The organism is Bacillus sp. SIMBA_154 (genome assembly GCF_046536015.1).
Classification (GTDB): domain Bacteria; phylum Bacillota; class Bacilli; order Bacillales; family Bacillaceae; genus Bacillus; species Bacillus pumilus_P.
Genome location: NZ_JAWJBV010000002.1, coordinates 200538 through 223344 on the forward strand (window position 1 = coordinate 200538; position 22807 = coordinate 223344).

23 protein-coding genes and 1 other annotated feature are annotated in these 22807 nt (G+C 43.4%); all 23 genes read right to left on the reverse strand.

The window, feature by feature from the left end; all coding sequences use genetic code 11:
- Positions 1-3: 3 nt before the first annotated feature.
- Complete coding sequence (pyrF, locus tag R0K30_RS04445) at positions 4-708, reverse strand: orotidine-5'-phosphate decarboxylase (protein ID WP_256499541.1); 705 nt, start codon at positions 706-708, stop codon at positions 4-6.
- Entirely contained in the window at positions 680-1612 is a 933-nt protein-coding gene (locus tag R0K30_RS04450) for a dihydroorotate dehydrogenase (RefSeq protein ID WP_099725917.1), read from the reverse strand. The genes pyrF and R0K30_RS04450 overlap by 29 nt, the downstream gene beginning before the upstream one ends.
- Positions 1606-2382 carry a dihydroorotate dehydrogenase electron transfer subunit gene (locus R0K30_RS04455; RefSeq protein ID WP_099725918.1) on the reverse strand — a complete coding sequence of 259 codons (777 nt, stop codon included), beginning with the start codon at positions 2380-2382 and terminating at the stop codon, positions 1606-1608. Before R0K30_RS04455 ends, R0K30_RS04450 begins: the two co-directional genes overlap by 7 nt.
- The gene (gene carB, locus R0K30_RS04460; protein WP_099725919.1) at positions 2379-5594 is read right to left on the reverse strand and encodes a carbamoyl-phosphate synthase (glutamine-hydrolyzing) large subunit; all 3216 of its coding nucleotides are present in this window, start codon (positions 5592-5594) and stop codon (positions 2379-2381) included. Before carB ends, R0K30_RS04455 begins: the two co-directional genes overlap by 4 nt.
- Positions 5579-6673, reverse strand: coding sequence for a carbamoyl phosphate synthase small subunit (locus tag R0K30_RS04465; RefSeq protein ID WP_099725920.1), 1095 nt, complete (start codon positions 6671-6673; stop codon positions 5579-5581). Before R0K30_RS04465 ends, carB begins: the two co-directional genes overlap by 16 nt.
- On the reverse strand, positions 6670-7956 hold the full coding sequence (locus tag R0K30_RS04470) for a dihydroorotase (RefSeq protein ID WP_099725921.1): 1287 nt from the start codon (positions 7954-7956) through the stop codon (positions 6670-6672). Before R0K30_RS04470 ends, R0K30_RS04465 begins: the two co-directional genes overlap by 4 nt.
- Positions 7940-8863, reverse strand: a complete 924-nt coding sequence (locus tag R0K30_RS04475) for an aspartate carbamoyltransferase catalytic subunit (protein ID WP_099725922.1) — start codon at positions 8861-8863, stop codon at positions 7940-7942. Before R0K30_RS04475 ends, R0K30_RS04470 begins: the two co-directional genes overlap by 17 nt.
- Positions 8864-8992: 129 nt before the next feature.
- On the reverse strand, positions 8993-10321 hold the full coding sequence (locus R0K30_RS04480) for a solute carrier family 23 protein (RefSeq protein WP_099725923.1): 1329 nt from the start codon (positions 10319-10321) through the stop codon (positions 8993-8995).
- 154 nt (positions 10322-10475) lie between these two features.
- Positions 10476-11018, reverse strand: coding sequence for a bifunctional pyr operon transcriptional regulator/uracil phosphoribosyltransferase PyrR (gene pyrR, locus R0K30_RS04485; RefSeq protein ID WP_024424234.1), 543 nt, complete (start codon positions 11016-11018; stop codon positions 10476-10478).
- Between the two features lie 170 nt (positions 11019-11188).
- Complete coding sequence (locus tag R0K30_RS04490) at positions 11189-12103, reverse strand: RluA family pseudouridine synthase (RefSeq protein WP_099725924.1); 915 nt, start codon at positions 12101-12103, stop codon at positions 11189-11191.
- Complete coding sequence (lspA, locus tag R0K30_RS04495) at positions 12100-12567, reverse strand: signal peptidase II (RefSeq protein ID WP_099725925.1); 468 nt, start codon at positions 12565-12567, stop codon at positions 12100-12102. The genes R0K30_RS04490 and lspA overlap by 4 nt, the downstream gene beginning before the upstream one ends.
- A 94-nt stretch (positions 12568-12661) precedes the next feature.
- On the reverse strand, positions 12662-13036 hold the full coding sequence (locus R0K30_RS04500; RefSeq protein ID WP_099725926.1) for a TraR/DksA family transcriptional regulator: 375 nt from the start codon (positions 13034-13036) through the stop codon (positions 12662-12664).
- A gap of 160 nt (positions 13037-13196) precedes the next feature.
- Positions 13197-15962: an isoleucine--tRNA ligase gene (ileS, locus tag R0K30_RS04505; protein ID WP_230031456.1), complete on the reverse strand. Its 2766-nt coding sequence runs from the start codon at positions 15960-15962 to the stop codon at positions 13197-13199.
- A gap of 59 nt (positions 15963-16021) precedes the next feature.
- Positions 16022-16259, reverse strand: a binding site (T-box leader).
- A 59-nt stretch (positions 16260-16318) separates the two neighbouring features.
- Positions 16319-16813: a DivIVA domain-containing protein gene (locus tag R0K30_RS04510; protein WP_034317940.1), complete on the reverse strand. Its 495-nt coding sequence runs from the start codon at positions 16811-16813 to the stop codon at positions 16319-16321.
- A gap of 26 nt (positions 16814-16839) precedes the next feature.
- Entirely contained in the window at positions 16840-17616 is a 777-nt protein-coding gene (locus tag R0K30_RS04515; protein WP_410609369.1) for a YlmH family RNA-binding protein, read from the reverse strand.
- Between the two features lie 53 nt (positions 17617-17669).
- Positions 17670-17951 (reverse strand): YggT family protein, encoded by a 282-nt coding sequence (locus R0K30_RS04520; protein ID WP_410609371.1) that lies wholly within the window; start codon positions 17949-17951, stop codon positions 17670-17672.
- Between the two features lie 6 nt (positions 17952-17957).
- On the reverse strand, positions 17958-18416 hold the full coding sequence (gene sepF, locus R0K30_RS04525) for a cell division protein SepF (protein WP_099725930.1): 459 nt from the start codon (positions 18414-18416) through the stop codon (positions 17958-17960).
- Between the two features lies 1 nt (position 18417).
- Positions 18418-19107 (reverse strand): YggS family pyridoxal phosphate-dependent enzyme, encoded by a 690-nt coding sequence (locus tag R0K30_RS04530; protein WP_410609659.1) that lies wholly within the window; start codon positions 19105-19107, stop codon positions 18418-18420.
- Positions 19108-19113: 6 nt separating this feature from the next.
- The gene (pgeF, locus tag R0K30_RS04535) at positions 19114-19977 is read right to left on the reverse strand and encodes a peptidoglycan editing factor PgeF (protein WP_410609373.1); all 864 of its coding nucleotides are present in this window, start codon (positions 19975-19977) and stop codon (positions 19114-19116) included.
- A 211-nt stretch (positions 19978-20188) separates the two neighbouring features.
- Positions 20189-20425 (reverse strand): YlmC/YmxH family sporulation protein, encoded by a 237-nt coding sequence (locus tag R0K30_RS04540; protein WP_008344958.1) that lies wholly within the window; start codon positions 20423-20425, stop codon positions 20189-20191.
- A gap of 79 nt (positions 20426-20504) precedes the next feature.
- Positions 20505-21284 (reverse strand): ABC transporter ATP-binding protein, encoded by a 780-nt coding sequence (locus R0K30_RS04545; protein ID WP_410609375.1) that lies wholly within the window; start codon positions 21282-21284, stop codon positions 20505-20507.
- A 128-nt stretch (positions 21285-21412) separates the two neighbouring features.
- Positions 21413-21769, reverse strand: a complete 357-nt coding sequence (locus R0K30_RS04550; protein WP_007499733.1) for a PTS glucitol/sorbitol transporter subunit IIA — start codon at positions 21767-21769, stop codon at positions 21413-21415.
- Between the two features lie 26 nt (positions 21770-21795).
- Positions 21796-22806 carry a PTS glucitol/sorbitol transporter subunit IIB gene (gene srlE / locus R0K30_RS04555; RefSeq protein ID WP_410609377.1) on the reverse strand — a complete coding sequence of 337 codons (1011 nt, stop codon included), beginning with the start codon at positions 22804-22806 and terminating at the stop codon, positions 21796-21798.
- Position 22807: the final 1 nt, after the last annotated feature.

Sequence of the window (22807 nt, forward strand, 5' to 3'; positions counted from 1 at the left end):
CAGTCACTCCCACTCTTTCAAAATTTGATGATAGGCTTCTATTGGACTTTCAGCTTTCGTGATGGATCTTCCGACAACAATTTGTGAAGCACCTTGCTCTTTTGCAAAGGCAGGTGTCGCGACACGCTTTTGGTCATCGGTTTGATCATTCGGCAAGCGAATCCCTGGTGTCACAGTGAGAAAGGAAGGTGAGATGTGCTCATGAAGGGCTTTAGATTCATGAACAGAGCAAACAACACCGTCGAGTCCACTTTCATATGCCAATTGTCCGTAATGCAGCACAGTCTCTTGCAATGGACGATCAATGAGTAATTCTTTGTTCATCATGTCTTCTGACGTACTTGTCAGCTGAGTCACAGCAATAATGCCCGGGCGGCTTTGTCCAGCAGGCGTCCCGCTTTCAAGTCCCTCTACCGCAGCCTGCATCATTCGTTTCCCGCCAGCTGCATGTACATTGACTAAATCAACGCCAAGTGCAGCAAGCCGGTTCATCGCTTTTTGCACCGTTGTTGGAATGTCATGTAATTTCAGATCAAGAAATATGCGGCAATCTTTTTCTTTCAGCGCGTCAAGGATGGCTGGACCTTCTTGGTAAAACAGCTCCATACCAACCTTCACAAATAATGGTGCTCCTTCAAAGGGTTCTAAAAAGGCAAGTGCCTCCTGCCCTGATGGGAAATCAAGCGCGATGATGGGCAAGTGCTTCATGTTTCCAGCTCCTTCCGATACATTCCTCTACAGATGAATAACCATAAGCCGCTAACACATTTGGCAGCTCGTCAATGATTTCTGGGCAAATAAAAGGGTTCACAAAATTGGCTGTGCCAACAGCTACTGCACTTGCACCTGCTAGTAAAAATTCAAGTACATCTTCAGCACTTTGCACCCCGCCCATCCCAATAATCGGAATAGAAACCGCCTGACTGACCTCATGCACCATTCGAACAGCGACAGGTTTTATAGCTGGACCTGATAATCCGCCTGTTTTATTGGCAAGGATGGGCTTCCCAGTTTTTAAATTTAAACGCATGCCAATTAAGGTATTAATCATGGTAAGCCCATCCGCTCCAGCAGATTCAATCGCTTTAGCAATCTCAACAATATTCGCCACATTAGGAGACAGTTTCACATAGACAGGAACGGAGGAGACTTCCTTGACCGCTTTTGTCAACGACGCCGCCATGTTTGGGTCTGTACCAAATGCGATCCCGCCTGTTTTGACATTCGGACAAGAAATATTTAGTTCAAGGGCATGGACATTCTTTGCTTGGCTGATTTGTTTTGCTACTTCGACATAATCATCGACCTGTGAGCCAGCAACGTTTGCAATAATGGGGGTATCAAACTGCTCAAGCCAAGGCAATTCATTTTCGAGCACGCCTTTTAGACCTGGATTTTGAAGGCCGATCGCATTCAGCATACCGGCTCCAGTCTCGGCCACCCTCGGTGTCGGGTTGCCAAATCTCGCTTCAAGGGTAGTGGCTTTGATCATGATGCCGCCCAGCATGGATAAATCATATAATGAAGCAAATTCTCTTCCGAATCCAAAGCAGCCTGATGCAGGTATAATCGGGTTCTTTAAAGATAAGCCGGGTAACTCCACGTTTAGCATGACAATGCCACCTCCTCTGCTTTAAATACAGGTCCATCAAGACAGACTTTGACGTAAGGTTTTTCGTGCTGATCGGTATGACAGACACAAGCAAAGCACGCACCGATTCCGCAGCCCATTCGTTCTTCCATTGAAATGTAGACAGGCTTATCAGGATACGTGTCTTTCAGTGCTTTTAGCATAGGTGTCGGTCCGCAGGAAAGCAGCACATCAAAGCTCAAATCATTTTCTTCGATCACACCTGTCACAAAACCTTTTGAGCCGTATGTTCCATCAACGGTCGCGATATAAGTATCGCCAAGTGCTTGAAATTTCTCCTCGTAAAATACATCCTTTTTCGATTGAAAGCCGAGGACATGCTTCACGATAACGCCTTTTTTCGTTAAACGCTTGGAAAGCTCATATAGAGGCGGTACTCCAATTCCTCCACCGACTAGTAATGCCGTCTGCCCAGGCTGGACAACTGAAGGGTCATAACCGTTCCCAAGCGGCCCTAATACATCGACTGATTCTCCCGCCCGCTTTTGGGAGAGGAGCTTTGTGCCCTCTCCTTCTGCGCGGTAAATGATGGTTGCTTCTTTTTGCTCGGCATGAATGTTGGCAATACTGATCGGTCTTCTCAGCAGCGGTGTCATGGATTCACTGACCTTTATATGAAGGAACTGTCCAGCCGTTTGAAATGAGTCCACAAGGTCACCTTTTAATGTCATTTCGTAAATATGATCAGCGATCTCTCGGTTTGAGACGACCGTCAAGTATGCTTTTTTCATATCGTTACTGTCACCTCAGCATTCGTTTTCACTTCTGGCATTTCGTCTGCTCTAAATGTCATGCTCTCAAGCACTCTTAAAATGGCTTCTGCTGTATCTAGTGACGTTAAGCAAGCCACTCCATTTTCAACAGATTCACGTCTAATTCTAAAGCCGTCTCTTGCCGGCTGCTTTCCTTTTGTCAAGGTGTTGATGACAAATTGAGCTTCCCCGTTTCGAATGACATCGAGAAGGTTTTTGCCTTCTTCTCCTATTTTGCCGACAACACTTGATGGAATGGAGGCTTGTTTTAAGTAATTCGCCGTTCCTTCTGTCGCTAAAATATGATAGCCGATGGAATGGAATCTTCTTGCAATCTCTAGCCCTTCTTCTTTATCCTTGTCAGCGACTGTGAGGAGAACCGTTCCGTCATTTGGAATTTGTATCCCTGATGCAATCAACCCTTTGTAGAGGGCTTTTTCAATTGTGACATCTTTCCCCATAACTTCACCTGTTGATTTCATTTCAGGCCCGAGTGTAATATCCACTCTTCTTAGTTTTGCAAAAGAGAAGACTGGGACTTTGACGTACACCCCTTCTTGTTCGGTGTGAAGCCCTTCTTGGTAGCCATAGTTTTTGAGCTTGTCACCTAAAATGACTTTTGTCGCTAGGTTTGCCATTGGAATGCCCGTAATTTTACTTAAGAATGGGACAGTCCGGCTTGAACGCGGATTCACTTCAAGGACGAACACTTCTCCCTTTGATAGAACAAATTGAATGTTAAGCAGTCCAATAATGTTAAGTCCTTTTGCGAGTTTAATCGTGTATTCTGCGATCTTCGCTTTGATCTCATCAGACAATGTTTGCGGCGGGTAAACCGCAATCGAGTCACCTGAGTGGACCCCGGCTCTTTCAATATGTTCCATAATCCCTGGGATCACGACAGTTTCCCCATCAGATACGGCATCTACTTCAATTTCTTTTCCCGTCAAATATTTGTCAATTAACACTGGGTGCTGCGGATTGACTTTCACCGCATTCTCCATGTAGTGAAGAAGCTCTTCTTCTTGATAAACGATTTCCATCGCACGACCGCCTAATACATAGGAAGGACGGACAAGGACTGGGTAGCCAATCTGATTCGCAATCGCTACCGCCTCCGGCACAGACGTAGCTGTTTTTCCTTTTGGCTGCGGAACGCCGAGTGTTTCTAATGTTTGTTCAAACTTGTCACGGTTTTCCGCGCGGTCAAGGTCTTCAAGCGAAGTTCCTAGAATCTTAACCCCTCTATTCGATAATTCATCTGCTAAGTTGATCGCTGTTTGTCCGCCGAACTGAACAACGACACCTTCTGGTTTTTCAAGGTCGATGATGTGCATCACATCTTCTACAGTAAGTGGTTCAAAGTAAAGCTTATCTGAAATACTGAAGTCTGTTGAGACCGTTTCAGGGTTGTTGTTTATAATGATGGCTTCATACCCTGCTTGTTTGATCGCCCACACAGAATGAACGGTTGCATAATCAAACTCGACCCCTTGTCCAATTCGGATTGGACCTGAGCCTAACACTATGACGCTTTTCTTGTCTGTTCGTTCTGATTCATTTTCATCTTCATACGTACTGTAGAAATATGGCGTCTCTGATTCAAATTCTGCCGCACATGTATCCACCATTTTGTAAACAGGAACGATGCCTGCTTCTTGTCTTAGCTTGTAGACATCCGCTTCCTTCATGTTCCACTCTCGGCTAATATAGATGTCTGAGAAGCCTTTATCTTTCGCTTCTTTTAATACGTCTGTATTGCCTTTCTTTTCTTTTAACGTCTTTTCAAATGCGATGATGCCTTCTAGCTTATGGAGGAAGAAATAATCTATTTTTGAGAATTCATGAATCTGTTCGACTGTGTAGCCTCTTCTAAGCGCCTCAGCGATATAAAATAGCCGCTCGTCTCCTGCTTTGATAATCCGCTTTTCGAGCACTTCGTTTGTGATGTCTGCTTCATCTTTTAATTCAATGTGATGCACATCCGCTTCAAGTGAACGTACAGCCTTTAAAAGAGACTCTTCTAATGTACGGCCGATCGCCATGACTTCACCGGTTGCTTTCATTTGCGTACCAAGACGTCTGTTGGCAGATTCAAATTTGTCAAACGGCCAGCGCGGGATTTTTGATACGATATAGTCAAGTGCTGGCTCGAAGGCTGCATATGTTTTACCTGTGACTGGGTTCATCATTTCATCAAGCGTTAAGCCGACAGCAATTTTCGCTGCAAGTTTTGCAATTGGATAACCTGTCGCTTTAGACGCAAGCGCAGAGGAACGGCTCACGCGCGGGTTTACTTCGATGATATAGTATTGAAAGCTGTTCGGATCAAGTGCCAGCTGTACGTTACAGCCGCCTTCAATGCCAAGTGCACGGATGAGCTTCAGTGACACATTACGAAGCAGCTGATATTCGCGGTCACTTAACGTTTGGCTTGGTGCAACGACAATGCTGTCACCTGTGTGGATGCCGACAGGATCAAAGTTTTCCATGTTACAAACAACGATCGCATGGTCACCGCTATCACGCATAACTTCATATTCAATTTCTTTAAAGCCCGCAATACTCTTTTCAAGCAAGCATTGTGTGACTGGGCTTAGCTTCAATCCATTTTCGACGATTTCCTTCAATTCTTGCTCGTTTGTACAAATTCCGCCGCCCGTTCCGCCTAATGTATAGGCTGGTCTGACAATAACAGGGAAACCGATTTGATTCGTAAACGCCATCGCTTCTTCAAGGTTATGAATGATTTCACTTTCTGGGACAGGTTCATTTAGTTCATTCATCAGATTACGGAATAAATCTCTGTCCTCAGCTTTTTGAATAGCTGATAATTTTGTTCCGAGTACTTCAACGCCGCATTCAGCCAATACGCCAAGATCTGATAATTCAACAGCGAGGTTCAGTCCAGTTTGTCCGCCAAGTGTTGGTAAGATCGCATCAGGGCGTTCCTTTCGAATAATTCGTGTTAAGAATTCTGGTGTCAGTGGTTCAATGTATACCTTGTCGGCCATTTCTGTATCTGTCATGATCGTCGCAGGATTGGAGTTCACAAGAACGACTTCATAGCCCTCTTCTTTTAGTGCTAAGCAAGCCTGTGTGCCTGCATAGTCAAACTCTGCTGCCTGACCGATGATGATTGGACCTGAACCGATGACTAAAATCTTTTTGATGTCTACGCGTTTTGGCATACTTCTTCCCCTTCTTTCTCATTCGTCTGAATCATGTCCATGAACTCGTCAAATAAGTAGTTGGCATCTTCTGGACCCGGTGATGCTTCTGGGTGATACTGTACAGTAAATGCTGGCGCTTCTTTATGTTTTAACCCTTCAATCGTATTATCATTTAGAGCAATATGCGTTACTTCAAGCAAGTCTTCATTAATAGTACTTACCGTGTAGCCATGGTTTTGAGACGTCAAGGTCACCTTGCCAGTTGCTAGTTCTTTGACCGGGTGATTTGATCCTCTATGACCGAATTTCATTTTTTCTGTACTTGCGCCACACGCAAGAGCGAATAACTGGTGTCCTAGGCAAATGCCAAAGAGTGGTAACTTCCCAATCAATTGCTGAATCATTTCAACTGCTTCTGGTACATCAACAGGGTCCCCAGGGCCGTTTGAAAGCATGATCCCGTCAGGCTTTAACTGCAGCACTTCATTCGCAGTGATATTGTATGGCACCACAATGACGTCACAGTCACGTTTATTGAGCTCGCGCAATATGCCGTGCTTCATCCCGAAATCCACAAGCACTATTCTTTTTCCTCTCCCTGGACTTGGGTACGCATTTTTCACAGAAACTTGACTCACTTGATCTGTTGGCAGCTGCAATGTTTGAAGGCGGCGCACAACGTCTTCCACTTGTTCATACGGTCCTGCAAAAGCCCCTCTTAATGTTCCTGCACTTCGAATCATTCTTGTCAGCTTCCGTGTATCGATTCCGCTAAGCCCTGGAATGTTTTTCATTTTCAAGTATTCATCAAGTGAGTATGAAGAGCGCCAATTTGAGGGCTTTTCACAAAGTTCTTTCACAATCAGCCCTTTCACAAACGGTGTGATCGATTCAAAATCATCACGGTTAATGCCATAGTTGCCGATGAGCGGGTAAGTGAGCGTGACAATTTGTCCGCAGTATGATGGATCAGACAAAATTTCTTGATAGCCTGTCATCCCCGTATTAAAGACAACTTCTCCGACTGACGATTCTAAGCTGCCAAAGCCTGTTCCTTCGAATACTGTTCCGTTTTCTAGCACTAAGCGTCTCTTCATTTTACTAGTCTCCCCTCTTCATAAACGACTTTCCCAGATGCAAGTGTCATGACAGGCCATCCTGATACAGTCAATTTGTCAAACGGTGTATTTTGTCCTTTAGATAAGAAGCTTTTTTTATCGATTGCCATTTCTTTGTTTAAATCAATGAGCGTGATATCAGCTGCTTGACCCTCTTCTAGCTTGCCGTATGGAAGGGAGAAGGCTTCTGCTGGTTTGATTGTCATATAATCAACGAGTTCTTTTAATGTCCATTCGCCTGTTTTCACAAAGCGTGTGTACAGAAGTGGGAACGCTGTTTCAAGTCCTACAATCCCGAAAGGTGCACGCTGCATCGTTTCGTTTTTTTCTTCTTCTGTATGCGGAGCATGATCTGTTGCGATGAAATCAATTGTGCCATCTAAAAGTCCCTCGATCAGCGCCTCGCGATCCTCTTTTCCTCTGAGCGGCGGGTTCATTTTATAGTTTGTATCAAGACCCGGGATGTCCGTATCACATAAAAGCAGGTGATGCGGTGAAACCTCAGCCGTTACACGAATGCCTGCTTTTTTTGCATCGCGCACGACTCGAACAGATTCTTTCGTACTGATATGACATACATGATAATGACATTTCGCTGCTTCTGCTAAGAGGACATCTCTTGCAATATGCACCGATTCACAAATTGACGGTATTCCGTTTAACCCATTGGCTTGTGAAAATTCTCCTTCATGAACGCACCCTCCGTAAATGAGCGAGTTATCTTCACAGTGCGCCACAATCGCTTGATCAAGGCTTGCTGCCTTTTTCATCGCTTCGTACATCATGCCTGCTGTTTGGATGCCAACACCGTCATCCGTAAATGCAAAGGCACCAGCTTCTTTTAACGCTGCAAAGTCCGTCATCTCATCTCCAATTTGTCTAGTGGTGATGGAGGCGTATGGCAGCACTCTCACAGATGAGGTCTTTTCGATTCGATTCATGAGCCATTCCATTTGCTCCTTTGTATCTGGAACTGGCCGTGTATTCGGCATGGCTGCAATCGTCGTATACCCTCCTCTTGCTGCTGCCTTAGAGCCTGTTTCAATTGTTTCCTTTTTCTCGCCGCCTGGCTCTCTTAAATGCACATGCAGATCAATCAAGCCTGGTGACACAAACAGCCCAGCTGCATCAATGACCTCTTCTCCGTCTTCTCTTTCTAAATGACCAATTGCCCGAATCACTTTTCCTTCTACCCTAATATCCTGCTGCACTCTTTCCCCTGTGTTTGTTAAGATAAAACCGTTTTTAATGAGATATGACATAGACAGAATCTCTCCCTTTTTGATGTAGTCTGCTATTTTGAAAAGCTCTTTTTAAAACAGCCATTCGGATATACACGCCATTTTCCATTTGCTTAAAAATCCTTGACTGCTTTGATTCTACTAATGAATCATCTATTTCAACACCTCTGTTTACTGGTGCTGGATGCATAATAATGGCTCGTTCTTTCATTTTGCTCGCCCTGTCTACTGTTAATCCGTACGTAGATAAGTAATCGTCACTGCCCATCTTTTCTGCGTGCCGTTCATGCTGAATTCTTAGCAGCATCACCACATCAGAGCGTTTGATGGCTTCATCTACTTGGACATACGTTCCGTAAGGGTTTTGTTCATCTTGGAAGGAGGCTGGTCCTGAAAAGAGCACTGTCGCTCCAAGTCTTGAAAGAACCTCAGCATTCGACCTCGCCACCCTGCTATGTTTGATATCTCCATGAATCGAAATCGTTAAGCCTTCAAACCCGCCAAACTCTTCGAAGATGGTCATCAGGTCAAGCAGTGATTGTGTCGGGTGCTGCCCGCAGCCATCTCCAGCATTGATGATGGGAATCCCTACCTTCCCGATTAGCTCGTTGTAATATTCGTCGGTGCTGTCCCGAATGACACACGCCTTGACTCCAATGGATTCTAGCGTTTTCACCGTATCGTAAAGTGTCTCTCCCTTTTGAACTGAGGTACTTGCCGCATCTAGACTAAGCACATTCATTCCAAGTTTCTTTTCGGCTACTTCGAAGCTAAAGCGTGTTCTTGTACTTGGTTCAAAGAAGAGGTTCGCTACAAATTCTCCAGCTAAGCCATGTTCCTGCTTCCCATTTTTCAGTGCGGATGCTTCTTCAATCAGCTGTAAAATCTCTTCCTTAGATAAGCTGCTCATTGTCGATAGATCATTCATTTTTCTTCCCCCTCTAGTTTTTCATCACTTTCAGGTTCAAAAAAACCCTAAGCCTCGGCAGCTTAGGGTTCTCCAAAAGAAGCAGCGGCACTTTCGCACATTCTGCTCATTTTAGAACCCTTGTCAGCCTCACTGGACTTCTTTTAAAAGGTTTTCTGTATTCGATTCATTTGACTCGTTATCCTCCGCTTTCTGGTGCGGCAGGATTAGATTTAACAGGACGCCCGTAATCGCAGCGAGTGCCATTCCAGATAGTGTGAGGTTGATTTGTTTCACCTCAATGAATGCCCCGCCAATTCCGATGACTAAGATGACAGATGCGATAATGAGATTACGCTTTTCTTCAAAATTCACTTTATGATCAATCAGGATTCTCAGGCCGCTTGAGGCAATGATCCCAAAGAGCAGGAACGAAACGCCTCCCATGACCGCGGACGGCACTGTACTGATTAATGCTGACATTTTCCCAACAAAGCCGAAGCAGATCGCAAAGACTGCTGCTCCGCCGATGACGAAGATACTAAACACTCTTGTGATGGCAAGTACGCCAATGTTCTCCCCATAAGTCGTTGTTGGAGGACCGCCAATAAGTGAAGCGAAGATGGTCGCCGCACTGTCTCCTAAAATAGAGCGGTGAAGACCTGGCTTTTTAATAAAATCTTGCCCTACGACCTTGCTTAACACCACTTGGTGGCCAATGTGCTCTGACATGGTTACAAAGGCAACCGGCACCATCACTGTGAGAATGCTTAACGTCACAGCAGGTGTATAGTCGACAAATGGTACGACGAAGTCTGGTACAGCAAACCATTTTGCGTCAATGACCGGCTGGAAGTTCACGATGCCCTGTGTTAAGGCAAAGAGATAGCCGCTGATAATACCGATTAATACTGGAATCAGGCTAAGGAATCCTCTTAAAAAGATCATGCTGATAATTGTTACAGCTAGTGTAAAGCCTGCTACCATTAAGTGCTTTAGGCTGTATACAAGCTCGGTCGCATTCGGATCAGCATACATCGCCATGTTGACAGCTGTTCCAGCGAGTCCAAGTCCGATCACCATAATGACTGGTCCTACGACGACAGGCGGCAGAAGCTTCATCAGCCAGCCTGTGCCTAGCCATTTAATGAATAGTGCAATGAGCGCATAAGCCACACCCGCCATGAAGGCACCAACCATTGCGGCTCCAGGTCCGCCTGTTGCTTTGACATTCAATATGGGGGCGATAAAGGCAAAGGACGATCCAAGATACGCCGGAATTTGTCCTCTTGTGATGATTAAGTAAACAATGGTTCCAACACCGCTTGAGATGAGCGCGACTGCTGGACTCATGTCAATGATTTTTGGTACAAGAATGGTCGCACCAAACATGGCAAACAAATGCTGAAGGCTAAGTGATAGCCATGTGAACGGTTTTGGGATATCTCGAATGCCTAGATTGGCTTTTTGCTGACTCATGATTTTCCTCCTAGATGTGTCCTTTTTCATTAAAAAAGCCTCTTTGCGAGTATGCGCAAAGAGGCCTAGAAAAACCGTACACGTCATGTAGCCGTGTGCTCGGTAGCTCTGTTATTGCCCTCTTTGCAAACTCTCTGGAATGCATTTAAAAAGGTTATTTTTCATATATAGCGACAAGGTCGTTTTGATCTACTTCATTGAGCTGAACCATGACTGTTTCTGCTTTTGATGTCGGGATGTTTTTTCCGATATAATCCGCTCGAATAGGCAGCTCCCGGTGTCCCCGGTCGACTAGAACAGCAAGCTGGATAGAAGACGGTCTGCCTACATCCACAAGAGCATCCATGGCCGCTCTTACGGTTCTGCCTGTAAACAGGACATCGTCAACGACGATGAGTGTTTTGTCATTGATGTCAGCTGGAATGTCTGCACCCTTTACAAGCGGGTCTTGGTTGTCTGTCTTTTTTGTCAGGTCATCACGGTATAGCGTAATATCAAGTTCACCCACAGTGACTGGGTTTCCTTCAATTTGCTCGATACGCTCTGCAAGGCGCTTTGCAAGATGAATACCTCTAGTCTTGATCCCGGCAAGGATGACATCCTTCATCCCTTTGTTGCGCTCAATCATTTCATGTGCAATTCGGGTAAGCGCTCGTCTTATCGCTTGTTCATCAAGAATGACTGCTTTTTGTTCCATCTTCTACACCTCTTTTTGACAAATAAAAAGCCCCTTCTGCAAAGGGCAGAGAGGGGCGTTCATTTGTGCATTCACGTGCACAAATGGATCCGTTATCCTTCTCAGCCTCTCTGGACTGTTTTAAAGAATCTCAATTTCTTTGTTTATTATTTCAGAAAAAGAACGGCCTGTCAATCGTTATTTCTTAATGAATCGATAAAAGCTTGCATATCAGCTGGAATTGGTGCTGTGAACTCGATGTATTCTCCTGTTCTAGGATGGTCAAATCCTAAAACACCTGCATGCAGCAGCTGTCCATTGAAATCGACTGTTTTTCTCGGGCCATATTTCGGGTCCCCCGCAAGAGGATAGCCAATATATTTCATATGAACACGAATTTGGTGTGTTCTTCCTGTTTCAAGACGGCATTCGACAAGGGTGAAATCTTGAAAGCGTTCAAGCACGTCAAAGTGAGTGACTGCCTGCTTTGCGTTTTCTTTTGTGACCGTCATGCTTTGGCGGTCTTTTTTGTCTCTGCCAATTGGGGCATCAATTGTACCTGTATCATGCTGGATGATGCCATGGACAACGGCGGTATATTTTCTTGTGACGGTCTTGGCAACTAGCTGATTGACGAGTGATTCGTGCGCCATATCATTTTTAGCGACCATTAACAGCCCAGACGTATCTTTATCAATCCGGTGGACAATTCCAGGTCTCATCACGCCATTAATCCCTGATAAGTCATTGCAATGTGCCATAAGGCCATTCACAAGCGTTCCTGACACATGGCCTGGTGCTGGATGAACGACCATTCCACGTGGTTTATTCACTACTAGCACATCTTCATCCTCATAATAAATATCAAGATCCATTGATTCTGCTTCTACATCAAGTGCTTCTGGATCTGGAATCTCCACTTTGATTTGATCTCCAGCTTGGACTTTGTAATTCGCTTTCACTTGTTTCCCGTTTACTTCGATGAGTCCATCCTTTACCCACTGCTGGACTTGGGTTCTTGACCATTCTGGTTCTGTCGTGCTTAAAAATTTATCAAGCCGTTCACTTGTTTGTTCTTCTGCAACGGCAATATTTACTTGATTCATGTAGTTGACTCCTTATTTTTCTTTCCATCTAAAAGCATTTGAATGAAGAGCAGAATAACCCCTACACATAGAGAAGAATCTGCAATATTAAAGATTGGATAATGATAATCCCCAAATACGAAATGAGCAAAATCAACCACTTCCTTACGGAAAATGCGGTCGATAAAGTTTCCAATCGCTCCGCCAAGCATTAAGGCCAGCGCTACTCCAAGCAGCTTGTCCTTTTGTCCATGCTTTTGCAAGTAATAAATAATTCCCGCAATAACAACGAGTGTGATCACATAGAAAAACCACATTTGTCCTTGGAGAATACCCCATGCGGCTCCTGAATTTCGGTGAGACGTGATATAAAAGAATCCATCAATCACTGGAATAGAATCTCCGAGCATCATATGTTTGACAATAAGCCATTTTGTTAATTGATCTAAACAAATCATAACGAATGCGATTATGTAATAGAACACACACGTTCCTCCATCTTCATACTTTGATCTTTAAGCATTTTATCAAGAAAACAGGAAGGAGTAAAGAAACTTTAGTTGACAGACAAAAACCTCCCTACATGTGGAAGGCTTCAAAATGAGAATCATTTGAATCGTGAGGATAAGGAGTGAATGCTTTTTTCTCGTATTGCTTATGATATAAAAAGTCGTCAGTCGTGCGGGCTGTAGGAAGAATACTCATTTGTTCAAGTGGGATTGCAAGACCTGTTGCCTCACATACGCCATAGGTTCCTTGCTCAATTTTTGCAATAGCGAGCGACACATCTTGCAGCTCTTCTTTGATGTGATAAAGAAGCGTTGTCGTTTTGGCTTCATCCAATGTGACATGGTCATCAGGTGAACGAAATGATGCATATTCAAACAGTTTAGATTGCAGTTCTTCTTTCATTTGAAGGAGTTCCATGTAAATCGTCTCTAGATCGCCATTCATGTCGCTATTTCAACTCCTGCCCTGTCGTGATAATCATATTGTTACCCCGCCTGATCACTTTAAAGCCATAAGATTTTTCCTTTCGTTCTAAACGCTGTCATTTTCTCAGAATAGAAAACGCCCCGCATATGGCGGGGCGCTAGTTGGTGATATCGTACTGTTAATTTTGGTAATATTTCTCCACGATTTCAGCATTTTTAAGTGACAATGTTGGGTATTTCGGATTTGCACCAACATCTTTAGAAATAATGCGGGAACGTTCGCACAGTTCTCCTTCTGCTTTTTGAACCACAATACGTCCTGATGTGTATTCAGGCGCTGATGCATCTTCTTTCTGCTTATCTTCTACCGTTAGTTCAGAGATGATAAAGAGCTGCTTCACATCTTCTTTAATGGATGCAAGAAGGTCTTTCACTTCATCTGTCGCATAAAGAGTCACACTTGCTTCAAGTGAACGTCCGATGACTTTTTCGTTACGTGCAATCTCTAGCGCTTTTAGAACATCGTCACGCACTTCCATAAAGCGGTCGAACTTCGCTTCTGTCGCTTCCGCATGAGGAACAGTCACACCTTCTGGCATATCCGTTAACTGAACACTTGGCTCTTCAACAAAGCTTAAGTGGCTCCATAGTTCATCTGCTGTATGCGGAAGAATTGGTGCAGTCAGCTTTACTAACGCCATTAATGTTTCGTAGAAGACGGTTTGCATGCTGCGGCGGTCTGGATGATCTGCATGCTCAATGTATACGACATCCTTTGCAAAATCGAGATAGAAAGAGCTTAGTTCAATCGTACAGAAATTGTGAATCGCATGATATACGACAGCAAATTCGTAATCATCATATGCTTTTTTCACTTTATCAATTAATTTGTTTAATTTGATTAAGATATATTGGTCCACTTCGCGAAGCTCTTCTACTGGCACTGCATGAATTGCTGGCTCAAAGTCAAAGAGGTTTCCATGCAGGAATCGGAACGTGTTACGGATTTTACGATAAACTTCTGCTACTTGTTTCAAGATATCATCAGACACCGGGTGATCGGCTTGATAGTTGACAGAAGATACCCAAAGTCTAAGAATTTCAGCACCTAGTTGTTTAGCTACTTTGGCAGGTTCAATGGTATTTCCTAAGGATTTACTCATTTTACGTCCTTCTTTATCCAAAGTCATTCCATGGCTAACCACTCCTTTGTAAGGTGCTTTGCCTGTGATAGCTACAGATGTAGATAAAGATGAGTTGAACCATCCACGATACTGGTCAGAGCCTTCAAGATAAAGGTCTGCCGGACGGACAAGGTCATCTCTTTCTTCTAAAACGGCTTGGTGAGAAGAACCAGAATCAAACCATACATCCATGATGTCCTGCTCTTTTGTAAATTCACCATTTGGACTGCCTGGATGTGTAAAGCCTTCTGGCAATAATTGCTTCGCTTCTTTTTCAAACCAAATATTCGAGCCATGTTCTCTAAATAATTGAGATACGTGCTGAATCGTTTCGTCCGTGATGATCGGCTCACCATTTTCCGCATAAAAGACCGGAATTGGAACACCCCATACACGCTGTCTTGAAATGCACCAGTCACCTCTGTCACGCACCATATTGAATAGGCGTGTTTCGCCCCATGCTGGAACCCATTTCGTTTCTTTAATATTATCTAATAGCGCTTCTCTGAAATCTTTAATCGAAGCAAACCACTGAGCTGTCGCACGATAAATCGTTGGCTTTTTCGTTCTCCAGTCATGCGGGTAGGAGTGCGTGATAAAGTCGAGCTTTTTCAGCGCACCTTTTGCTTCAAGCTGTTCTGTGATGGCTTTATTGGCATCCTCGTAGAATAGTCCTTCAAAACCAGGCGCTTCTTCTGTCATCACACCTTTTTCATCTACAGGACATAGCACATCAAGACCGTATTTCATACTGACATTAAAGTCATCTTCCCCGTGTCCTGGTGCTGTGTGAACACAGCCTGTTCCTGCATCCGTTGTCACGTGATCGCCAAGCATGACAAGAGAATCTCTACCGTAAATTGGATGCTCTGCAACGATGGTATCTAATTCTTTTCCTTTTAGTGTTTTCACGACATCATACTCTTCAAAGCCAAGAGTTTTTGCCACTTGTTCAACCAGCTCAGATGCGACAACATAACGCTCATCTCCAACTTTGAGCACACTGTACTCTAGGTTTGGATGAACACAAATGCCAAGGTTTGCAGGAAGTGTCCAAGGTGTTGTTGTCCAGATGATGAATTGTTCGCCGTTTTCAAGTACGCCTTTTCCATCTTTCACTTTAAATGATACGTAAATGGATGGTGAACGTTTGTCTTTATATTCAATTTCCGCTTCAGCAAGTGCCGATTCACTTGAAGGTGACCAGTTAACAGGCTTCAGCCCTTTGTAAATATAGCCTCTTTTCGCCATTTCACCAAAGACAAGAATTTGCTGCGCTTCGTATTCAGGCTTTAATGTCACATATGGATTGTCCCAGTCTGCTCTGACGCCTAATCGTTTAAACTGATTGCGCTGACCCTCGATTTGCTTCCAAGCATACTCCTCGCATAGTTTGCGGAATTCTGCTGTAGACATTTCTTTTCGTTTCACTTTTTTATTTTTCGTGAGGGCTGTTTCAATTGGTAAGCCGTGTGTATCCCAGCCCGGTACGTACGGTGCATGGAACCCATTCATCGATTTAAAACGGACAATAAAATCTTTTAAGATTTTATTGAGTGCGTGCCCCATATGAATGTCACCATTCGCATATGGAGGTCCATCATGCAAAATAAAGGTCGGGCGTCCTTTTGTCCGCTCTAAAACCATTTGATAGATGTCTTTTTCTGCCCACTCCTCTTGGATTTCAGGCTCTTTGTTTGGTAAGTTCCCTCTCATCGGGAATTCTGTTTTCGGCATTAATAAGGTGTCTTTGTAGTTCATACCCATTCCTCCACATGCAAATTCGTATTAAAAAACAATAAAAAAAGCCCTCTCATCCCATAAGGGACGAGAAGGCTTGTCTCGCGGTACCACCCTTTTAGACAAGCACTATGAAACAGCCGCTTATCCACTCTAAAATCGTAACGTGATCAGACGCCTTTTCTTACTGGTTCATTTCAGAAAAGGAACTAAAGGGGTGATCTCATTGCAGCGTTTCGTAATGTCAGGCTTCCACCATCCCTGATTCGCTTTATTACGCATGTAACAGCTGCGAGTGTCCCTTTCAAACGTTTATCTCTTGTTAATTTATGATGGTATTATATGCAACATGTGCACGTCATGTCAAGATGATGCGCTTATTCTTTTTCGTCAAAGACAGCGTCCACTTCATATTCAAGTAAATGATCCCAATCGTCATTTTTCAGAAGATCAAGCTGAGCTTCGATGAGCATTTGGAAACGAGTTCTAAAGACCTTCGACTGTTTCTTCAGCTCTTCGATTTCCATCGCAATCTTTCTTGATTTTGATAGCGCTTCGTTGATAATGCGGTCTGCATTTTTTTCCGCTTCACGAATAATCAATTTCGCTTCTTTATCAGAATGACGTTTTACGTCTTCTGCTGCTTCCTGCGCCACAAGAATCGATTTGTTTAATGTTTCTTCAATTACGGCAAAATGACCTAGTCTTTCGTCCAGCTCGTTTACTTTGTCTTCAAGCTCGTTCTTTTTACGAAGCACGATCTCGTAGTCTTTACGTACCTGGCTTAAAAACTCGTTTACTTCATCTTCGTCATAGCCGCGAAAACTTTTTGTGAACGTTTTATTATGAATATCATTAGGTGTTAATGGCAACCTCGCCACCTCCAGATTCAAGTTCGTTATGTCAGAAGCTCAAATGTTACTTTAAATTTATCTTTTTTTGTCTTCCCATCAATCGTTTTCAAGCTAAAGCGGCCAAATCCCCGAACAGAGAGCTGATCGCCTTCGCCGATTGTGAAGGAAGGGTCTTCAGTGATTTTCCAGTTTACTTTGACACGTCCATTTTTGACTAAAAGCTGTGCTTTTTGCCGAGACTGACGGCTGACAGCGGCGCAAACCGCATCAAGCCGTAAAGAGGAAATGGTATCTTCTTTGATGTCTGTCTTGCTGATGACTGGCTTTATATCTGCCTCACTGATTTCCTCTAATGAAACGGATGCTCTGCCGACATGTGTCAGCTGCGCCCGAACAAAATCGGCGACATCACTTGTACAAATAAACTGCACATCTTCCTCATTAAATAACAGATCACCGAATTTTTGACGCTTCAAGCCTGTCCCAATGAGTGAGCCAAGAAGCTTCGGGTGTTCTATCGAAATAAACTTTTTCGGATAATTCACCTGAAAATAAGACAGCTCAAAATCCTGAATAGACGGTGCTAAATAATCAGGATAGATCAGGGCTCTTTTGCGCTCCGCTCCTTCATATCCGCCAAAAAACATAATCCCAAGTTCATCAGAATGCTGGATGACGGACTTGGTAATAAACTGCTCACGCGGATCAAGAAAGTCTGTTAATTTCATTCGATACTGGTCGAGTGCGATTTTTTTCCAGCCTAACACTTGGTCGACAAATGGCTGTTCGTCTTTTCTAAAATGTTGATAAATATCGCTCATTTTGTTCCCCTTTATGTAAAAGAGCCTGGCAGATGCCAAGCCCGGCAACCTGTTTACATGATTCCGGCAATCATTTGATAAAGACCAGTTAGTCCATACAATGAAGCAAAACGAATCACAAGCAATGCCACAATTGGCGAGATGTCAATCATGCCAATTGGCGGAATCATTTTACGAAATGGTTCTAAATATGGTTCACAAATCGATGTCAAAAAACGGCCAACTGTTGTTTCTCTTGCAGAAGGCACCCATGACATAAAGATGTAAATAATAATCGCGAATGAGTAAATCGTTAATGCAGTCTGTAAAATATTAAAAATGTAATATAGAATCACTTTGATTTACCACCTCTGAGATTCTTCCTCTGCCAAAAGCTCTGATATTGTGCCAGATACATCCACATTATCAGGTGTGCACAGGAATATATTTGAGCCTATACGCTGAATGTCTCCACCGATTGCATAAACCGTTCCGCTTAAGAAGTCGATGATTCGCTTTGCTTGATCGTGCTGAATGCGCTGCAAATTCACGACGACTGCACGTCTGTTTTTAATGTGGTCTGCAATCTCTTGCGCCTCTGCATAAACACGCGGCTCACTTAACACCACTTTAGAGGATTTCTGCACGCTTTGCAAGCTGACGACATTTTGTTTTCCTGTCTGCGGGCGCTCTTGAAATGCTGCTTTGTCTTTTGTTCCTTTTTCTTCTTGAACTGGTTCTCTTTCTTCATCAATATATTCGTACTCATACTCTTCATCGTCGAGTGTGAAAAAGCTTTTAAACTTATTTTTTATGCTCATGTCACGCACCTCCTGTTTCATTTCCAACAAGTGAAGAGCCAGTCCGAACAAATGTCGCACCTTCTTCAATTGCGATTTCAAAATCGTTTGACATGCCCATTGATAAATGCTGACAAGGTGCATTTACTTGGTTAAGAAGTTTTACCTCTTCTTGAAGGCTTTTTAATGTTTTAAAACAGTTTCGAACCACAGTCTGATGATCTGTAAATGGAGCCATCGTCATCAGTCCAGCAATTTCAATGTGTTTGAAATCAGCAAGCTGTTTCACAAATGGAATCACGTCTTCGCTTTGTAAGCCGTGTTTTGACTCCTCAAGAGATGTGTTCACCTGTACAAAACAGCGAACGGTGTGATCCGCTCTTTTTTCAATTTCATTCGCAAGGGACATTCTGTCGAGCGAATGTAAGTAGTCAATTGTCTGAATGACAGATTTCACTTTTCGCGTCTGTAAACTGCCGATGAAGTGCCAGCTAATGTGTTCATCGGTTATGGCCGCCTGTTTTTCAAGTAACCCTTGGTCACGATTTTCACCGAAGTGCAAAATTCCTGCTTCCTTGGCTTCTAGTGCTCGTTCAATCGAGACATATTTTGTCACAGCGACGACCGATACATCGGCTGGGTTTCTACCTGCTCTTTTACATGCTTCGTTTATTTGTTCATTTATTTGTCTGAGATTCTCTCGTACATTCAATTGCACTTATGCCTCCTTAAACCCGACAAAAGACATCATACGTCCTGTTTTCCCTTGATCACGCCGGTGTGAGAAGAAAAGCTGATCGCTGCAGCTTGTGCACATCGAACTGACATGTATATTTTCTTCTTTTATTCCTGCATGAAGCAATACGTTTTTGTTTAATATTTTCAAGTCAATTTTATATTGTCCTTGTGAAATCTCGGAATACACATCCTCTGTTGAAAAAGGAAGCTTTTTCACTTGATCCATGACAACATCATCTACTATGTAGCAGCAGCTGCCAATTGATGGTCCAATGAAGACTTGTATTTGATCAGCCTCGGCACCTTCTTGGCTAACCCATACATCTACCATCTTTGCGCCAATTTGTTTGACGGTTCCTTTCCAGCCGGCATGAGCCGTTCCAATCAGTTCATTTTGCGGAGCTAGAAAATAAAGCGGAACACAGTCAGCGAAACAAAGAGCGAGCATCATGTTCGGTTCAGACGTATATAAGCCATCTGTTCCAGGCAGTGCCTCATGATAATGTAGACTTCCTCTTCCTCTTTGCTCCTTCGTGACTTTAATGATGCGGTCCTCGTGTGTTTGGTCAGCAAACACCCAATTAGAGAGCGGCACAGCAGTAGCATCTGCTATGACTTGACGATTCATTTGGACACTAGAAGCATCATCTCCTACATGGAGTCCAGTGTTCATTGATTGATATGGAGAAAGACTGAAGCCGCCATTTTTTGTTGTAAACCCGGCCAAGACCTCTTTACCAGAACATGTCATGTTCGTCCAATCATGAATAGTCAATGCATAAGGTGATTTCTGCTGAAAGGGGTCATATTTGTAAGTCAAAGCTGCCTCCCACCTTTCATTCATCTCTCTTTATATCGCTCCTATTTTACCACAAGACATGCATAGACAGTTAGTGGGATTCATTAAATATTACACTCAAATGTGCCCTTTCTACAGGTTTTTTTTCAAATTGATATGAAAACGTAATCTTATTACCCGAAAAAGACATTGTTTGCTGAGAATGGAGAGCTCGTTTTAAGGAAAAATTGAGATATTCATTGAGGAGTTATACGAATTAAGAAGACAATCGGACAAGTATTACATCTTCGCCAATTTTAACTATATTTCGCCATGGGACGATCATTTCCTCTTCTTTTCCGAAAAACCCCATCATTTTACCTGTGCCGCCAATGATAATCGCTTGTATTTTACCGCTCGTGACATTAATATCAATGTCCCCAATGGTGCCTAGTTTTTTCCCGCTGGATACATCGACGACATCCTTGATTTGGAATTCAGAAATACTGATCATCTTTCCTTCCCCGCCTTTCGTTTTCTACTATAATATGTATGATGGAAAAGCAGGGACGCAGACCAATAGTTTCTTTTATCTACAATTTACTTAAGTGCGGACGGCCATTTCTCCACATGACATCCACCGGACATTCAAAGAAGGAAGATAGCAAGTCGATTGTCATCATTTGCTTTGTCTCCCCTTTATGAAAAACTGCCCCTTCTTTTAATAATAGGGTGTGGTGAAAAACCGGCAGGATCTCTTCTGCATGATGGGTCGTATAAAGCAAAGTGGGCGCATCAGGCTTCGATGCAATGAATGAGACCGTCTCCAGCACTTGTTCTCTTGCTAAAAAATCAAGGCCCGTCACAGGTTCATCTAAAATCAGCAGCTTCGGATCATTCATTAAAGCCCTTGCAATCAGTACTTTTTGTTTCTCTCCTTGTGAGAGGGTTTCATATGTGCGATTGGCATATTTGAATGATCCGAACGCTTTTAATAGGTCAATCGCTTTCTCTCTCATATCATCTGTCGGTGTTTCATAAAGCCCGATAGAAGCAAATGCTCCGCTAAGGACAATTTCAAATGCATTGTCCTCTCTGTGCAGCTTCTTTTCAAGACCTGCAGAGATGAGTCCAATTTTCTTCCGTAGCTTTTCACCAAGAGCCTCCTTGCCAAAGACATGCCCTAATACCGTCATCTCACCTGACGTTGGAAAATAATACGAGCACAGCATATTTAATAAAGCGGTTTTCCCCGCACCATTTAATCCATAAAGCACCCAGTGTTCCTGCTTTTTCACCTGCCAGTCAACAGAACGCAGCAACCATTTTCCATTTCGTTTTAAAGAAACATCCTTCAAGTCAAGCGACACCATCAATTCCTCCTGAGTAAAAATTCTGAATATAAAAATAATGAATGTTTACAGCATATCGTAAATGCTCCTTTCGGTAAACCTCACATAAAAAAAGCCGCTCCTTTTTTAGGAACAGCTTTTCTGCATGGTTACGAGATTTCAATTCGTACGCCTTCTTTTATATCAGGAAACGTGTGCGGGGATGCAAAGACAGCTCCCGGTAATACATCATCAAACGGCTCTTGGAAGTAGATCGAAATATGGCCGAGCTCTTTAAAATTGTCATTTGCTTTATTGCCGAGTGCTGTGATCGTATAAGTTTGATCGCCCACTTGAATCGTTCCGCCTAGTTTCAGCGGCTCTTCTTCTAAATGTTCGAACTCGTGAATGACAGACATATCTCTTAATTCCTGCGGCGCTGCGGGTCCAAATAAAACAATCAGCTTATCTTCTTTAAACTGCGGGACTAAGATCCCAATTTCTTTTACGACAGATTGTGTTACCATGTATCTCGATTCCTCCTTTAATACGTTTAATACATACCGAAGCTGGCAACGTATGCGATCACAACAGATAAAACCCCTGTAATGAGACGGCTATACAAAACAGCTGGTACCCCATATTGTACCGTTTCCGGCTTCGCTTCACCAAGCGATAGCCCAACTGGGATGAAGTCACACCCTACTTGACCGTTGATGGCAAATAGTGCAGGAAGTGCAAATTGAGGCGGAATGTTACCTAGTGCAATTTGACTACCAATCAGAACACCGATGACTTGTGCAATAACTGCACCAGGTCCTAAGACAGGTGATAGGAATGGCAGTGTACAGACCACAACGAGCAGTAAGAGCCCCCATAGAGATCCTGCGAGTGGTGATAGAAAATGGGCAATCAGATCACCGATTTTTGTATAATTGATAATTCCAATTAACATACTGACAAATGCCATGAATGGAATAATGTTTTTCAAAAGCATATCAACAGAATCACGGCCAGCCTGGTAGAACGTGCCGGTTACTTTCCCGATTCCTCTTGAGAATCTCATGAGGAAATTGCCTTTTTCCTGACGCTCGATATTTTCTTCTTTTAGCTTTGAATACGTTTCTTTGAAATTCTCTTTGTCAATCGACTCACTGCTTTCTTGACCTTCTGCTTTCCCCTCACCATCAGATGCTTCCGCAAAGGAAATATCTTTTTCTGTTACCCCTGATACGAAGATATCCTCTGTAATATGTTTTGCAAGCGGTCCAGAAGGAGAGGATGCCAAAACGTCTACAGTTGGAATGCGCTTCATTGGGTAAAGTCCGATTCGCGCGGTTCCTCCGCAGTCAATGACAACACACATCATTTCATCTTCTGGTATGGAATTTTTAAAGCCATCACATGCTTCTGTCCCTGTCATTTCTGCAATTTTACGTGCAACTGGGTGAATGCCTCCCCCTGTAATGGAAACAACCTTTCTTCTTTTACCAGTTGGTTCAAGCTCTAAGCCTTTTCCCCATCCGCCAGCACCTTTTGCTACAAATACTTTGTGGTTTGTCATG

Bases quoted from the DNA above. Each gene is read 5' to 3' on its own strand.
- pyrF (WP_256499541.1), bottom strand. From the start codon at position 708: ATGAAGCACTTGCCCATCATCGCGCTTGATTTCCCATCAGGGCAGGAG.
- R0K30_RS04450 (WP_099725917.1), bottom strand. From the start codon at position 1,612: ATGCTAAACGTGGAGTTACCCGGCTTATCTTTAAAGAACCCGATTATA.
- R0K30_RS04455 (WP_099725918.1), bottom strand. From the start codon at position 2,382: ATGAAAAAAGCATACTTGACGGTCGTCTCAAACCGAGAGATCGCTGAT.
- carB (WP_099725919.1), bottom strand. From the start codon at position 5,594: ATGCCAAAACGCGTAGACATCAAAAAGATTTTAGTCATCGGTTCAGGT.
- R0K30_RS04465 (WP_099725920.1), bottom strand. From the start codon at position 6,673: ATGAAGAGACGCTTAGTGCTAGAAAACGGAACAGTATTCGAAGGAACA.
- R0K30_RS04470 (WP_099725921.1), bottom strand. From the start codon at position 7,956: ATGTCATATCTCATTAAAAACGGTTTTATCTTAACAAACACAGGGGAA.
- R0K30_RS04475 (WP_099725922.1), bottom strand. From the start codon at position 8,863: ATGAATGATCTATCGACAATGAGCAGCTTATCTAAGGAAGAGATTTTA.
- R0K30_RS04480 (WP_099725923.1), bottom strand. From the start codon at position 10,321: ATGAGTCAGCAAAAAGCCAATCTAGGCATTCGAGATATCCCAAAACCG.
- pyrR (WP_024424234.1), bottom strand. From the start codon at position 11,018: ATGGAACAAAAAGCAGTCATTCTTGATGAACAAGCGATAAGACGAGCG.
- R0K30_RS04490 (WP_099725924.1), bottom strand. From the start codon at position 12,103: ATGAATCAAGTAAATATTGCCGTTGCAGAAGAACAAACAAGTGAACGG.
- R0K30_RS04500 (WP_099725926.1), bottom strand. From the start codon at position 13,036: ATGAATGGCGATCTAGAGACGATTTACATGGAACTCCTTCAAATGAAA.
- ileS (WP_230031456.1), bottom strand. From the start codon at position 15,962: ATGAACTACAAAGACACCTTATTAATGCCGAAAACAGAATTCCCGATG.
- R0K30_RS04515 (WP_410609369.1), bottom strand. From the start codon at position 17,616: ATGAGCGATATTTATCAACATTTTAGAAAAGACGAACAGCCATTTGTC.
- sepF (WP_099725930.1), bottom strand. From the start codon at position 18,416: ATGAGCATAAAAAATAAGTTTAAAAGCTTTTTCACACTCGACGATGAA.
- pgeF (WP_410609373.1), bottom strand. From the start codon at position 19,977: ATGAATGAAAGGTGGGAGGCAGCTTTGACTTACAAATATGACCCCTTT.
- R0K30_RS04540 (WP_008344958.1), bottom strand. From the start codon at position 20,425: ATGATCAGTATTTCTGAATTCCAAATCAAGGATGTCGTCGATGTATCC.
- R0K30_RS04545 (WP_410609375.1), bottom strand. From the start codon at position 21,284: ATGGTGTCGCTTGACTTGAAGGATGTTTCTTTAAAACGAAATGGAAAA.
- R0K30_RS04550 (WP_007499733.1), bottom strand. From the start codon at position 21,769: ATGGTAACACAATCTGTCGTAAAAGAAATTGGGATCTTAGTCCCGCAG.
- srlE (WP_410609377.1), bottom strand. From the start codon at position 22,806: ATGACAAACCACAAAGTATTTGTAGCAAAAGGTGCTGGCGGATGGGGA.